Origin of the sequence: Vibrio sp. 10N.222.47.A9 (genome assembly GCF_963872585.1) — a bacterium.
Lineage (GTDB): Bacteria > Pseudomonadota > Gammaproteobacteria > Enterobacterales > Vibrionaceae > Vibrio > Vibrio splendidus.
Genome location: NZ_CAWNBB010000056.1, coordinates 128476 through 142875, shown reverse-complemented (window position 1 = coordinate 142875; position 14400 = coordinate 128476). Strand labels below are relative to the sequence as shown.

The window sequence follows — 14400 nt, the reverse complement described above, 5'->3', positions numbered from 1 at the left end:
ATAATTTAGGATTTAAAAATAAAGGGATTCAAGGATGAAGTGGTTATTGGCAATAGTTGCGATGTCTGGTGTCGCATTGGCGGCAGAAAATAAGAATGTTGAGGTGAGCAGTGAGCATTTCGTCCGTTATCAATACCAAGACAAAATCAGCTATGGAAAGCTAGACAATGACGCAGTGTTACCAGTCAGCGGCGATCTCTTTGGCGAATATTCGGTAGCAAAAAATTTGATCCCGTTAGAGTCGGTTGAGGTGTTACTACCGACAAAACCAGAGAAAGTCTTCGCCGTCGGGATGAACTTCGCTAGCCACTTAGCCTCACCTGCCGATGCACCACCGCCGATGTTTCTTAAACTTCCTTCTTCTTTGATTCTCACGGGCGAAGTGATTCAAGTGCCACCAAAAGCAAGAAATGTTCATTTTGAAGGCGAGCTGGTGGTTGTGATTGGTAGAGAGCTCAGTCAAGCCAGTGAAGAAGAAGCCGAACAAGCGATCTTTGGCGTCACGGTGGGCAACGATATTACTGAAAGAAGTTGGCAAGGCGCCGATTTACAATGGCTCCGAGCGAAAGCTTCCGATGGTTTTGGCCCGGTTGGCAACACGATTGTTCGTGGTATCGATTATAACAACGTGCAATTAACCACGCGTGTAAATGGCAAGGTTGTTCAACAAGAGAATACATCGTTTATGATTCACAAACCTACAAAAGTCATCAGCTACTTGAGCCACTATTTTACCCTCAAACCAGGCGATCTTGTTTTCATGGGAACGCCGGGAAGAACCTATGCTTTGTCCGACAAGGACCAAGTGAGTGTCACGATTGAAGGGGTAGGGACTGTGGTCAACGAAGTGCGGTTCTGATGGTGAAAAATGTTTATTACGTTTCAACAAACGAAAAGCCTACTCAGTGAGTAGGCTTTGATCTTATTGACTAGCTAACCGTCTATTTGACGTTGTTTTAGTATTTAGATAAGGGCTTTTCTTGCTTTGGCAGCCACCCATTCGGAGAAGATGACTGTCACTAGAATCGCACAGAAAATCACAGTCACTTGAGGCCATGCCAGCATTGCCATCGATTCTTGCAGTTTTAAGCCGATACCCCCAGCGCCCACCAAACCTAAGACGGTAGACTCTCGAATATTGATGTCCCAACGGAACAAGCTCGTGCCGATGAAACTTGGCATTACTTGCGGAAGAATGCCGTAGTTCAAGACTTGCAGTGGAGATGCCCCCGTCGATTGAATCGCTGACATCTGCGTGACGTTTACTTCTTCAATCGCTTCGTACATCAACTTAGCTACGAAGCCAATCGAGCGTAGCGCAATCGCGATAATACCGGCCAGTAACCCTGGGCCGATGATAGCCACTAACAGGAGTGCCCAAATTAATGAGTTGATTGAACGACTTGCCGCAATGATGAACAGTGCGATAGGCCTGATAAACGTTGTGCTTGGCGTTGTGTTGCGTGCCGCTAAGAATGCAACTGGAAATGCCAGTATGATCCCTAACAGTGTGCCAAGTGTTGCGATGTTAATGGTGTCCCACAAAGGGCTCCAAAGTGACTCTAAATAGCTCCATCTTGGTGGCCACATACGTGACGAGATATCAGCAAGTTGATTCGGTGAGTCAGTCACAAAGTACCAAATCGTGTCTTTGTTCATGACTTGCCATGCAAAAACCGTTAGGGCAACAAAGCAAAGCCAGCCAATCCAAAGCATTAGGCTCTGTTTACTGTCGTAACGCTGCCATTGGGTACGATTCATGGAGCTTGTAGAGGTGTCATTTAGCGCGCTCATTGATCGCTCCTTACTGCACATGCTTGCGGATGATGGTCGATAGGTATTCACACAACATCACGATCACGATAATAATCAAGAGAATAGCGGCCGCTGCGCTGTATTCATAACGGTCCATGGCAGTGTTCAATGTTGCGCCGATGCCCCCTGCGCCAACAATGCCAATCACAGCAGATTCACGAAAGTTGATGTCGAGTCGGTACATCGAAAGCCCGATAAAGCGTGGCATTACCTGCGCTTGAATGGCGTAGTTCACCTGTTGTAGCCAACTTGCGCCAGTTGCACGCATTGCAGTGAGAGGTGCTGGGTCGATAGCTTCAATTTCATCGGCAAACAATTTCGCGAGAAAGCCGATGGTTGCGAAGGTCAGCGTGACAAAACCCGCAAACGTACCAAAGCCAAACAGAGCCACACACAGAATCGCAACGATGATCTCTTGTAAGCTACGAGCGATCGAAATAAACGCACGGCAGAATAGATAAACGGGAGTAGGGGCAAGGTTTTTGGCTGCGCCTAATCCGAATGGGATCGAGATAATGACACCTGCCACGGTTGACGTGAGCGTCATGGTTAAGCTCTCAATCAAACCTTGTGAGATGTTGTTCCAACGTCCGCCAAAGTCAGGGTTCATGAAAGCTAAAATGAACTGCCAGCCGCGCTCGCTGCCTTCGTAGATTCGAGCCCAGTTTACGTGTACCGATTGAGTCGCAAGGTATAAGTACACCGCGACCATGATGATTAAGCTCCAGCGTAGCCATGGGCTAGAAATTAGTGGCGGCTTTGTCCACTGTATCGGGTATTGTTTGCGATTCTGTTGTGCTGACTTTAAATGCTGATGAGCTTGATTTGGATATGGTTGAGTCATACTGTTGCCTCAGACAATCGAGGGTTCATAATGATGAGATCCTCTTCTTCTGCTTGTTGGCTCCAATCTTCTTCACCGTAGATCTGTGTGAGTACGTCTTCGGTGAGCAAGTTTGGTTTGTCATCAAATACCACACAGCCAGCATTTAGGCCGACAACACGGTCGACAAACTGTTTCGCTAACTGAACATCGTGAATATTGATGATGGCTGGGAGTTGTTGTTCTGAACAAATTTCGCTGATCAATCGCATGATCTGGCGGGCAGTGCGTGGATCGAGCGCGGCCGTGGGTTCATCTATCAATAATAATTTTGGTTTCTGAGCGAGTGCACGTGCGATACCTACGCGTTGGCGCTGGCCACCTGATAGGGCATCAGCTCTTTTATTGGCGTGCTCTAATAACCCAACGCGGTCGAGTAGGGCATAAGCCGCTTGGATGTCCGACTCAGGGAAACGGCGAGTGAAGCTTTGCCAGAAGTTTACGTATCCCAAACGCCCTGAAAGCACATTCTCCATGACCGTTAAGCGCTCAATCAATGCGTACTCTTGGAAGATCATCCCAATTTCACGTCGTGAATGTCTCAGTTGGCGCTTAGACAAGGTCTCTAGGTTGGTGTTGGAGAAGATAACTTCGCCGCTGGTAGGCTCGGTCAGTCGGTTAATACAGCGAATCAGCGTTGATTTACCCGCACCAGATGGGCCAATCAATCCAACGACTTCGCCGGCATTCACCGATAAGCTAACGTTGGTCAGGGCTTTATCAGAACTGGAGTAGTGCTTGGTAAGCCCTTTAAGGGTAAGAGTAGACATAGAATTCCTATAAGGACGGTGTACTAACAGTTCGCCTGAGGCAGAAATCGGAAGCAAACCGCTAAGAGTGGTGAGTAACTGCAGGCGCGTAAACCTGCAGTTAGTTTTATCAATGTGTGATTGGCTTTTTGTTCGGTTGAACTTAACTACACGTGTAAGACACTTTATTCGCTGTATCGATAGTGCGGATCACTTCCCAGTGCTCTTGGTAAGTGATCGGAACGAACTTCGCTTCACCGTTACGCTCAAATTCTTCTTGAAGCTTCGTGCCTTCCCAGTCGAAAGTGAAGAACGCTTTTTGAATCTTCTCTTGAAGCTCTGGTGTCAGGTTGTGCGCTGTGCCGTAAGCCGTTGTTGGGAAGGTTTGTGACTTGTAGATGCTCTTGATTTGACCTTCTTTTACGACTTCACGTGAAAGCATACGGTTCAATACTGAGTTAGCGACGGCTGCTGCGTCGTAATCTTTGTGTGCCACGCCCAAAATTGAGTTGTCGTGAGCGCCAGAGAAAGCCGGTTTGAAATCACGCTCAGGTTGAAGCTGGTATTCAGCATCTAGAATCGCAGAAGGGGCTTTGAAACCAGAGTTTGACGTTTGCGATGTGAATGCTAGGTTTTTGCCTTTTAGGTCTTCAACTTTTTCGATGCCTGAACCAGGGTGTGTGATGATTTCCATTTCGTAACCGAAAGAGCCATCTTCAGCCGCCATCATTGTGAATGGAGCAAAGCCAGCACAGTTAACTGCTAGAGGCGTTGAACCAGTGTTGAAACCTGCGATATGCAGACGACCTGAACGCATTGCTTCAATTTGAGCTGCGTTATTTTGTACAGGGAAGAAACGAACCGTTTTTTCCGTTGTTTTTTCAAGGTGGCTCAAAAACTCGCTCCACACATCAGCGTATACTGCTGGATCTTCAACTGGCGTGTAAGCAAAAATTAGCGTGTTTGGATCCACCCATTGTGATTCATCTTGGGGTACATCGGCGACCAAGTTACCAGAGCGGTCTTCGTATCGCGTATCTATCGCTAATGCAGAACCAGAAAAAATCAGCGCAGCAGTAATAGCGCTTTTAAGCGTGAGATTTGTTTTTGTCGGTTTCATTATGTCAGTCCAATTGAGTGATTTGTTGGAACGAAGTATAGGAATCGAGGATGACAGAACCGATGCTTTTTGATGACGGATTTATGAATGGTGTAACATAATGTTTCTAACGGAGTGGAATTAGATACTTTCTAAGTGTTTGATTAGGCGACTAAATTAATAGCCTGTGATTCGTTTGGATTTTACTCAATTGGCTGTAGGTTGAAATACTGTTATAGTGATCCTTAAATAATACATAAACATAACATAACATAACATAACATATAAAATAAGTGAACTTATGGTTACCACTTTTAATTCAATTTCGGGCTCGAAGCGCAGCCTGCACGTGCAAGTAGCTCGTGAAATCGCTCGTGGAATCTTGTCTGGCGAACTGCCACAAGGTTCTATTATTCCTGGTGAAATGGCGTTGTGTGAACAGTTTGGTATCAGCCGAACGGCACTTCGCGAAGCTGTTAAACTATTGACCTCTAAAGGTCTGTTAGAGTCCCGCCCGAAAATCGGTACTCGTGTAGTCGACCGCGCATACTGGAACTTCCTTGATCCTCAACTGATTGAATGGATGGACGGTCTAACCGACGTAGACCAATTCTGTTCACAGTTCTTAGGTCTTCGCCGTGCGATTGAACCTGAAGCGTGTGCACTGGCGGCAAAATTTGCGACGGCTGAGCAACGTATCGAGCTTTCAGAGATCTTCCAAAAAATGGTAGAGGTGGATGAAGCAGAAGTGTTTGACCAAGAGCGTTGGACAGACATTGATACTCGTTTCCATAGCTTGATCTTCAACGCGACCGGTAACGACTTCTACTTGCCATTTGGCAACATTCTGACAACCATGTTCATTAACTTCATTGTGCACTCTTCTGAAGAGGGAAGCACATGTATCAATGAACACCGTAGAATCTATGAAGCTATCATGGCGGGTGACAGTGACAAGGCGAGAGTCGTGTCTGCAGCTCACTTGCAAGATGCTAACCACCGTTTGGCGACTGCGTAATAGAAACGATTTAAAGTACATCTGAGCCATCTCACATTGAGATGAACAGCCTCACGTTCAGATAAACGACTTAAAAAGGTATGCCAAGTGCATGCCTTTTTTATTGTCTGTTTTTACAAAAATTGATTGTTTATTGTGTACGAAAAAGCCAGAGACTTAGGTCTCTGGCTTTGTTTTTTAAGGTTACAGGTTACAGGTTACAGGTTATAGCTAATAAGCTAACTGCGATGCCTTAACCGCTATCCGTTGAACAAGCCGTCAACTATGGACATTGTTCAGTTTCCTTTTGTTTCTGTTTCTTCTTCATTTTTAACGTTGAATAAACAGAGAATACAGCCAACACGATAAACGCGAGTGCAATAGGGCGCTCATAAAGGAAAGACCAACTGCCATCGTACATCAACAGTGATTTCCTCAGATTTGTTTCTGCCATTGGACCTAAAATGATTGCAAGCAGAATTGGCGAAGACGGAATATCCAGTTTAGTTAAGATAAAGCCCAACAGACCGAAACCGATCGCAATACCCACATCAAACATCGAGTTGTTAATCGCGTAAGCACCAACGATCGACAAGAAGACAATAATTGGGATCATGATGATCTTGGGTACTTCAATGATACGGCAGAAGAAACGAATACCCAGTAAACCAATCACTAGCATCACAAGGTTAGCAACCAACATCGAGCTGAATACGCCATAAACCACTTCGGGGTTTTGGGCAAACAACAGAGGCCCCGGTGTTAAACCTTGAACAATGAGTGCGCCTAAAAGAACCGCTGCCACAGCATCCCCCGGAACGCCAAGTGTTAACAATGGAACTAACGAACCACCCGTTACACCGTTGTTTCCAGATTCGGCTGCTGCTAGACCTCGTACTGATCCTTTACCAAACTCTTCGGGATTTTTCGATGAACGTTTTGCTTCGTTGTAACAAACGAATGCCGAAATATCAGCACCAGCACCCGGTACAGAACCGATGGTTGTTCCCATCAAACCACTTTTTATTGCGGTTGGTAGCATTTCTTTAAGGTCGCCTTTGCTCAATAATTTGTGGTCAAACTTCGGCGCGACGACTTTCTTTTCAGAGAACAGTTTCTCTAGTTGGTTTAATGCTTCAGATAGAGCGAACAAACCAATCAAAACAGGGATGACATTGATTCCGCTGTAGAGATCCATGATGTCAAAAGTAAACCTTGGCACACTGCTGATTGGGTCGAGCCCAACGGTAGAAACCAGTAGTCCAATCGTACCCGCAAGTAGCCCTTTAAAGATGTTGTTCGAAGAAACGCTCGCAATGATAGTTAAACCAAACAGAGCAAGTGCGAAGTACTCTGGAGCATTAAAACGAAGTGCAAAGGTCGCTAATTTAGGCGCAATGGCAATAAGGACGATAGTACTGAGTAACCCGCCAATGAATGAAGCAACAGCCGAAATACTTAATGCTCTTGCTGCTTGTCCTCTCACAGCCATGGTGTGGCCGTCGAGTACACTTGCTGCAGACGCTGGTGTCCCTGGTGTTTTAAGCAGTATTGCGGCAATAGAACCACCGTAAATGCCACCAATGTATACACCAATTAACATCACGAGGGCTGACGTCGGTTCCATGCCAAAGGTAAACGGAAGGAGAATCGCAACGCCCATCGTCGCCGTTAGACCGGGTAGTGCGCCTAAAATTACGCCGCCCAGCACACCAAAAACAAGGACAGGTAGCACTGCAAAACTCACAGCGGTTGCGAGACCATCGATTAGATATTCAAACATTATGACCTCCTATGACCAGGTTGCTTCAGGAAGCGCGATGTAGAACACCTCGCCAAACAAATAGTAAACCGCAAACACAAAGACAACGGCGACAACGTAGTAGATTGGCTTCTTAACTTTGAAGTAAACGAGGTAGAACATAAATGCAATCAAACTCGCGTAAAGGTAGCCAACCACACTGATGAGTAATGCGTACCCAATAAGAAAGGCCACGCCGAAGATAGACATCTTGCTTATCATCGCTTCTTGTTGTTCTGGGACGCCTTTGAGTTTGTGCTGAACGATGAGAACAATACAGATAGCAATTTGAGCAATCACAATCATCATTGGGAAGAATTTTGCATCAACACTTGCATCTTGATACATCGGACGATCAAACTGAGTAATCAACGCGAGTGCTATTGCGCTTAATATGATGATTATGGAAGGGAAAACGACATTCCGATTTAAGTTGGCGTTAGACATAGAATTTACCCCTAAAAAGTAAAGCAAGGGAAAGGTACATACCGATAAAAAAGGCACAACTGATCGTTGTGCCTCTGGATGAATGTTATTGAATTAGTTCAGTAAGCGATTTTGTATCTTCGGAAACGAACGTAGTGAAGGCTTTATCGTCAAGATTGTGGATAGTCATTGCGCCTTTTGCCATGAAAGACTTGAACTCTTCACTTGCCATTGCTTCATCAAATGCCGCACCTAGTTTCTCGATTACTGCATCCGGCGTATCTTTTGGAGCGCCGATACCACGCCATGTTCCTGTTACTACATCAATACCTTGCTCTTTCAAAGTAGGAACATCGGGAATGTAGTGAATACGTTCTTCTGACATGACACCTAATGCTTTTAGTTGGCCTGAACGAAGTTGAGCGATAGCTTCACCCGGTGTCACCATGGTTACATCTGTGTGGTGGCCCAGTACTGCAGGAATCGCTTCAGATGCACCGTTATAAGGGATAGCGTTGAGTTTAATATCTTGGTCTTTTTCAAGAGACATTAAGTAGAAGTTTGGTGCAGCGGTTGAAGCAAATTTCACGCTACCAGGGTTTTCTTTGGCTTCTTTAATCAAATCATTAATGGTGTTGTATGGGCTATCGGCTGCAACTAATACGACCGCTGGGTCGAGGTTTACTAAGCGAATGAGTCTAAAATCGTCTGCGGTATGGCGCATCAAACCCATTTGAGGAAGCGAAGCGATTTCACGCGTTACTACTGTTAATGTGTAACCATCCGCACGCTGCTGGGCACCAAAGCTCATTCCAACGGCGCCCGCACCACCCGTACGGTTCATGATTGAAATGTTTTGTCCTAGAATGTCTTTCGCACTATTTGCAAGGGTGCGGCCAACTGCATCTGTACCGCCGCCCGCGCCAAATGGGACAACTAAGCGAATGTTTTTGCTCGGGTAGTCTGCTGCAATCGACGTTGCCGAAACAAGTATGCCAGCTGCCAGCATGATGGATTTTAATAATTTACTCATAGTAAGTTCCTTCTGTTTCTAATTATTAGCGATATGTTTTTGTAGGGTTTTCTGCTTTTTCTGTTTGGTATTCGTGCATTGCTAGCTGTTCAATAGCTACCGCTATCCAGCCACTGATCAGCATGTCATACCATTGTTGTACGCCACTGCAGGCAACAACCACGTTTCCGTAAACAAACGAACCATAAAACAGTAAGTCTTCGTCACGTAATGAAGATGGGTGTTGAGAATGAAGTGTTAGATTGCTTGTCGATTCTCGCCATGCTTGCTGAGCTTTCTTACGAGCAAGGTGATCAAACTTGATAGTCCAGTTATCAGGGGTTCCTAAAGACTCTTCATAAAGAATGGCGTCTTCGAAAGAGGCTTCCCAAGGCTTGAGGTGTGGATTCATAACGACAATATGCAGTTCTTTTCTATTGGTTCTTTCAAACAGTTTGTCGATAGAGGGTTTAACGATATCGATAGCGTCTTGAGTGATATCTTTCATTGAGCGCATGCCACATGTCCTTATGTCTGGTTAGGTATATAGAATATTGTATGACAATAATTCTTCAATTAACGAAAGCTTGGAAGCGCGGAGCGATCACAACCGGAAGTCTTCTAACTAGACTTCGATCTTGTTTTAACCGTATTGTTTCGGAAATAGTGTGATTCTGGTCTTTTTTTAAGCTGGATATAAATACACAAAGACCCAGTTTTATTTTGGCTGATTTTTTAGATATGAGTTCACCATCATATAGTCACCGTTCTGTTTATTCATATGGGCGAAAATTTTGGCGTGATAATAAGCACCCAATAAAACAATGGGAGACATACGAACATGTTAGCGAGCTAATCTGTTTGTTTTTAGGAAGCGTGTTGCACTGTTTTGGTTCAATTATTTTTCCATTTTTCTTTAGCTATTCGGGTTGCTCAATACCCTCTATTCTTTGCACGTTCTCTTTATCACTCCCAGAGACAGCATCTTAAATTTCCTCTCTTAACTCATCAGGAAATGGTTGAAATAGTCATTCGATTGAGGTGATTTCTCATCCATTTATATTTAGATCTAAAGATAAGAGCACTACACAAATTTAAATTGAATTCTAATGATATTACCCGCTCGATTTTGATAAAAACACTGGTTTATTGTGTGATGAATGATGTGGGTTTGGTCACGGATTCTCTTTTATTATTTTTGAGGTCTTTATGTTTATATGTGTTTGGTTGTATTTGTTAATAAGTGTGCAAAGTCTCACTTTTATTTTAAGTTGTTGTTTTTAAGGTTTAATTTATTTTTAGTGTTTGATGTTTTGGGTTTTTACCTAAAACCCTAACAATTTCCTTAATGGATTAGCCATATTCCATCCTATGTCATATATATAATTAACTTAATCAATCAAAATAAGATCACCATCACTTATTTGGATTATTGTACTACAAATAAAGGGTCGAATTTCCTATAGTCCTCGTAACAAATTAAAACGGACAAAGGATACACGATGGAACTCAACACGATTATTGTCGGCATTTATTTCCTATTCTTGATTGCGATAGGTTGGATGTTTAGAACATTTACAAGTACTACTAGTGACTACTTCCGCGGGGGCGGTAACATGTTGTGGTGGATGGTTGGTGCAACCGCCTTTATGACCCAGTTTAGTGCATGGACATTCACCGGTGCAGCAGGTAAAGCGTATAACGATGGTTTCGCTGTAGCGGTCATCTTCGTAGCCAACGCATTTGGTTACTTCATGAACTACGCGTACTTCGCGCCGAAATTCCGTCAACTTCGCGTTGTTACGGTAATCGAAGCGATTCGTATGCGTTTTGGTGCAACCAACGAACAAGTATTCACTTGGTCTTCAATGCCAAACTCAGTGGTATCTGCGGGTGTGTGGTTAAACGCATTGGCAATCATCGCTTCGGGTATCTTCGGTTTCGACATGAACATGACTATCTGGGTGACTGGCCTAGTGGTATTGGCAATGTCGGTAACAGGTGGTTCATGGGCGGTAATCGCATCTGACTTCATGCAGATGGTTATCATCATGGCGGTAACGGTAACTTGTGCGGTTGTAGCGGTTGTTCAAGGTGGCGGTGTTGGTGAGATTGTTAACAACTTCCCAGTACAAGATGGTGGTTCGTTCCTTTGGGGCAACAACATCAACTACCTAAGCATCTTTACGATTTGGGCATTCTTCATCTTCGTTAAGCAGTTCTCAATCACGAACAACATGCTTAACTCATACCGTTACCTAGCAGCAAAAGATTCAAAGAATGCTAAGAAAGCTGCATTGCTTGCTTGTGTGTTGATGTTGTGTGGTGTGTTTATTTGGTTCATGCCTTCTTGGTTCATTGCAGGCCAAGGTGTTGATTTATCAGCGGCTTACCCGAATGCAGGTAAAAAAGCGGGTGACTTTGCTTACCTATACTTCGTACAAGAGTACATGCCAGCAGGTATGGTTGGTCTTCTAGTTGCCGCGATGTTTGCAGCGACAATGTCTTCAATGGACTCAGGTCTAAACCGTAACTCAGGTATTTTTGTTAAGAACTTCTACGAAACAATCGTTCGTAAAGGTCAAGCATCAGAGAAAGAACTAGTAACCGTATCTAAAATTACTTCAGCGGTATTTGGTTTCGCTATTATCCTAATTGCGCAGTTCATCAACTCATTAAAAGGCTTAAGCCTGTTTGATACAATGATGTACGTAGGTGCGTTAATCGGTTTCCCTATGACGATTCCTGCATTCCTTGGTTTCTTCATCAAGAAGACTCCGGACTGGGCTGGTTGGGGAACGCTAGTTGTTGGTGGTATCGTATCTTATGTGGTTGGTTTTGTTATCAACGCGGAGATGGTAGCAGCGGCGTTTGGTCTTGATACTCTAACAGGACGTGAATGGTCTGATGTTAAAGTTGCGATTGGTCTTATTGCTCACATCACGCTAACCGGTGGCTTCTTCGTACTATCTACGATGTTCTACAAGCCTCTATCAAAAGAACGTCAAGCGGATGTTGATAAGTTCTTTGGCAACTTAGATACCCCATTAGTAGCTGAATCGGCAGAGCAAAAAGTGTTGGATAACAAACAACGTCAAATGCTTGGTAAACTGATTGCGGTAGCGGGTGTTGGTATTATGCTGATGGCTCTTCTGACTAACCCAATGTGGGGACGCCTAGTCTTCATCTTATGTGGTGTGATAGTTGGTGGTGTCGGTGTTCTACTTGTGAAAGCGGTCGATGACGGCGGCAAGCAAGCTAAAGTTGTAACTGAAAGCTAATATATAGCTAACACTTAGATAGAATGCGACGACTCGAAAGGGCGTCGCATTTTTTGCTTTGCGAAGCGAGTAAACGTGTCAGCCTTACAACATCAGACCTAAATCACGAAAACTGTAAAAAATTGTACGATTGAATCGAAATACATTCAATTGTCCTACAATAAGACGTATATTATTGCTAATTCCTTTCAATCAACTTGAAAAATAAGTGAGTTAGAATGAGCGACCAAAAATCTCTTGATGCAATCAGGAAGATGAAGCTGGAAAACGATACTTCAGCAGGTAATCTTGTAGACCTACTCCCTATCGAAGTTCAAACACGTGACTTCGATCTATCATTCCTAGACACCTTGAGCGAAGCACGTCCGCGTCTTCTTGTTCAAGCTGATCAGCTAGAAGAATTCAAAGCAAAAGTGAAAGCTGATCAAGCTCACTGTATGTTTGATGATTTCTACAACAACTCTACCGTTAAGTTCCTTGAGACTGCTCCTTTCGAAGAGCCTCAAGCGTACCCAGCTGAGACGGTAGGTAAAGCTTCTCTATGGCGTCCTTATTGGCGTCAAATGTACGTTGATTGCCAAATGGCACTGAACGCGACACGTAACCTAGCGATTGCTGGTGTTGTAAAAGAAGACGAAGCGCTCATTGCGAAAGCAAAAGCTTGGACTCTAAAACTGTCTACGTACGATCCAGAAGGCGTGACTTCTCGTGGCTATAACGATGAAGCGGCTTTCCGTGTTATCGCTGCTATGGCTTGGGGTTACGACTGGCTACACGGCTACTTCACAGATGAAGAACGCCAGCAAGTTCAAGATGCTTTGATTGAGCGTCTAGACGAAATCATGCACCACCTGAAAGTGACGGTTGATCTATTGAACAACCCACTAAACAGCCACGGTGTTCGTTCTATCTCTTCTGCTATCATCCCAACGTGTATCGCGCTTTACCACGATCACCCGAAAGCAGGCGAGTACATTGCATACGCGCTAGAATACTACGCAGTACATTACCCACCATGGGGCGGTGTAGACGGCGGTTGGGCTGAAGGTCCTGATTACTGGAACACGCAAACTGCATTCCTAGGCGAAGCATTCGACCTATTGAAAGCATACTGTGGTGTAGACATGTTTAACAAAACATTCTACGAAAACACAGGTGATTTCCCGCTTTACTGCATGCCTGTTCACTCTAAGCGCGCGAGCTTCTGTGACCAGTCTTCAATCGGTGATTTCCCAGGTCTAAAACTGGCTTACAACATCAAGCATTACGCAGGTGTTAACCAGAAGCCTGAGTACGTTTGGTACTACAACCAACTGAAAGGCCGTGATACTGAAGCACACACCAAATTCTACAACTTTGGTTGGTGGGACTTCGGCTACGACGATCTTCGTTTCAACTTCCTTTGGGATGCACCTGAAGAGAAAGCACCATCGAACGATCCACTGTTGAAAGTATTCCCAATCACGGGTTGGGCTGCATTCCACAACAAGATGACTGAGCGTGATAACCATATTCACATGGTATTCAAATGTTCTCCGTTTGGCTCAATCAGCCACTCTCACGGTGACCAAAACGCATTTACGTTGCACGCATTCGGTGAAACGCTAGCATCAGTAACAGGTTACTACGGTGGTTTCGGTGTAGACATGCACACGAAATGGCGTCGTCAAACGTTCTCTAAAAACCTTCCACTATTCGGTGGTAAAGGTCAGTACGGCGAGAACAAGAACACAGGCTACGAAAACCACCAAGATCGCTTCTGTATCGAAGCGGGCGGTACTATCTCTGACTTCGACACAGAATCTGATGTGAAGATGGTTGAAGGTGATGCAACGGCATCTTACAAGTACTTCGTTCCTGAAATTGAATCTTACAAGCGTAAAGTCTGGTTCGTTCAAGGTAAAGTATTCGTAATGCAAGACAAGGCAACGCTTTCTGAAGAGAAAGACATGACTTGGCTAATGCACACAACTTTCGCAAACGAAGTGGCAGACAAGTCTTTCACTATCTGCGGCGAAGTTGCACACCTAGACGTAAACTTCATCAACGAGTCTGCTGATAACATCACTTCAGTTAAGAACGTTGAAGGCTTTGGCGAAGTTGACCCATACGAGTTTAAAGATCTTGAGATCCACCGTCACGTGGAAGTGGAATTCAAGCCATCGAAAGAGCACAACATCCTGACGCTTCTCGTTCCTAATAAGAACGAAGGCGAGCAAGTTGAAGTGTCTCACAAGCTTGAAGGCAACACGCTACTGCTCAATGTTGACGGCGAAACGGTTTCAATCGAACTGTAATCCGCTGAAGTAACAGAAGTTAGATACTAAAAACTCCGAG

12 protein-coding genes are annotated in these 14400 nt (G+C 44.5%); 4 read left to right on the top strand and 8 right to left on the bottom strand.

Going from position 1 to position 14400, the window contains the following annotated elements:
* Nucleotides 1-61: 61 nt before the first annotated feature.
* On the top strand, nt 62-859 hold the full coding sequence (locus AACT19_RS18745) for a fumarylacetoacetate hydrolase family protein (RefSeq protein WP_445286123.1): 798 nt from the start codon (nt 62-64) through the stop codon (nt 857-859).
* A gap of 104 nt (nt 860-963) precedes the next feature.
* On the opposite strand, the gene phnE (AACT19_RS18740) is transcribed toward AACT19_RS18745, so the two are convergent.
* From phnE (AACT19_RS18740) to phnD, 4 genes are all read right to left on the bottom strand, one after another.
* Nucleotides 964-1794 (bottom strand): phosphonate ABC transporter, permease protein PhnE, encoded by an 831-nt coding sequence (gene phnE, locus AACT19_RS18740; protein ID WP_207551971.1) that lies wholly within the window; start codon nt 1792-1794, stop codon nt 964-966.
* Nucleotides 1795-1804: 10 nt separating this feature from the next.
* A complete protein-coding gene (gene phnE / locus AACT19_RS18735; RefSeq protein WP_076648079.1) occupies nt 1805-2659 on the bottom strand; it encodes a phosphonate ABC transporter, permease protein PhnE in 855 nt (284 codons plus the stop codon).
* Nucleotides 2656-3468, bottom strand: coding sequence for a phosphonate ABC transporter ATP-binding protein (gene phnC / locus AACT19_RS18730; RefSeq protein ID WP_076648076.1), 813 nt, complete (start codon nt 3466-3468; stop codon nt 2656-2658). The genes phnE (AACT19_RS18735) and phnC overlap by 4 nt, the downstream gene beginning before the upstream one ends.
* 142 nt (nt 3469-3610) lie before the next feature.
* Nucleotides 3611-4567 (bottom strand): phosphate/phosphite/phosphonate ABC transporter substrate-binding protein, encoded by a 957-nt coding sequence (gene phnD, locus AACT19_RS18725; protein ID WP_076648074.1) that lies wholly within the window; start codon nt 4565-4567, stop codon nt 3611-3613.
* Nucleotides 4568-4847: 280 nt separating this feature from the next.
* On the opposite strand from phnD, the gene AACT19_RS18720 reads away from it, so the two are divergent.
* Nucleotides 4848-5564, top strand: coding sequence for a FadR/GntR family transcriptional regulator (locus AACT19_RS18720; protein ID WP_017090781.1), 717 nt, complete (start codon nt 4848-4850; stop codon nt 5562-5564).
* Between the two features lie 262 nt (nt 5565-5826).
* Here AACT19_RS18720 and AACT19_RS18715 read toward each other — a convergent pair whose 3' ends face one another.
* The 4 genes from AACT19_RS18715 to AACT19_RS18700 form a co-directional block, all read right to left on the bottom strand.
* Nucleotides 5827-7326: a tripartite tricarboxylate transporter permease gene (locus tag AACT19_RS18715; RefSeq protein WP_017077174.1), complete on the bottom strand. Its 1500-nt coding sequence runs from the start codon at nt 7324-7326 to the stop codon at nt 5827-5829.
* A gap of 9 nt (nt 7327-7335) precedes the next feature.
* Nucleotides 7336-7791, bottom strand: a complete 456-nt coding sequence (locus AACT19_RS18710) for a tripartite tricarboxylate transporter TctB family protein (protein ID WP_029222392.1) — start codon at nt 7789-7791, stop codon at nt 7336-7338.
* Nucleotides 7792-7876: 85 nt separating this feature from the next.
* A complete protein-coding gene (locus AACT19_RS18705) occupies nt 7877-8803 on the bottom strand; it encodes a tripartite tricarboxylate transporter substrate binding protein (protein WP_076648071.1) in 927 nt (308 codons plus the stop codon).
* Between the two features lie 25 nt (nt 8804-8828).
* Nucleotides 8829-9299: a hypothetical protein gene (locus AACT19_RS18700; RefSeq protein ID WP_017080997.1), complete on the bottom strand. Its 471-nt coding sequence runs from the start codon at nt 9297-9299 to the stop codon at nt 8829-8831.
* A 985-nt stretch (nt 9300-10284) separates the two neighbouring features.
* Between AACT19_RS18700 and AACT19_RS18695 the strand changes: the two genes are divergently transcribed.
* Both AACT19_RS18695 and AACT19_RS18690 read left to right on the top strand, forming a co-directional pair.
* Entirely contained in the window at nt 10285-12063 is a 1779-nt protein-coding gene (locus tag AACT19_RS18695; RefSeq protein WP_076648068.1) for a sodium:solute symporter family transporter, read from the top strand.
* A 218-nt stretch (nt 12064-12281) separates the two neighbouring features.
* On the top strand, nt 12282-14360 hold the full coding sequence (locus tag AACT19_RS18690) for a DUF4962 domain-containing protein (protein WP_076648065.1): 2079 nt from the start codon (nt 12282-12284) through the stop codon (nt 14358-14360).
* Nucleotides 14361-14400: the final 40 nt, after the last annotated feature.

Coding starts and splice junctions, on each gene's coding strand:
- AACT19_RS18700 (WP_017080997.1), bottom strand. CDS start 9,299: ATGCGCTCAATGAAAGATATCACTCAAGACGCTATCGATATCGTTAAA.
- phnE (WP_076648079.1), bottom strand. CDS start 2,659: ATGACTCAACCATATCCAAATCAAGCTCATCAGCATTTAAAGTCAGCA.
- AACT19_RS18715 (WP_017077174.1), bottom strand. CDS start 7,326: ATGTTTGAATATCTAATCGATGGTCTCGCAACCGCTGTGAGTTTTGCA.
- AACT19_RS18695 (WP_076648068.1), top strand. CDS start 10,285: ATGGAACTCAACACGATTATTGTCGGCATTTATTTCCTATTCTTGATT.
- AACT19_RS18690 (WP_076648065.1), top strand. CDS start 12,282: ATGAGCGACCAAAAATCTCTTGATGCAATCAGGAAGATGAAGCTGGAA.
- phnD (WP_076648074.1), bottom strand. CDS start 4,567: ATGAAACCGACAAAAACAAATCTCACGCTTAAAAGCGCTATTACTGCT.
- phnE (WP_207551971.1), bottom strand. CDS start 1,794: ATGAGCGCGCTAAATGACACCTCTACAAGCTCCATGAATCGTACCCAA.
- AACT19_RS18710 (WP_029222392.1), bottom strand. CDS start 7,791: ATGTCTAACGCCAACTTAAATCGGAATGTCGTTTTCCCTTCCATAATC.
- AACT19_RS18705 (WP_076648071.1), bottom strand. CDS start 8,803: ATGAGTAAATTATTAAAATCCATCATGCTGGCAGCTGGCATACTTGTT.
- AACT19_RS18745 (WP_445286123.1), top strand. CDS start 62: ATGTCTGGTGTCGCATTGGCGGCAGAAAATAAGAATGTTGAGGTGAGC.
- AACT19_RS18720 (WP_017090781.1), top strand. CDS start 4,848: ATGGTTACCACTTTTAATTCAATTTCGGGCTCGAAGCGCAGCCTGCAC.
- phnC (WP_076648076.1), bottom strand. CDS start 3,468: ATGTCTACTCTTACCCTTAAAGGGCTTACCAAGCACTACTCCAGTTCT.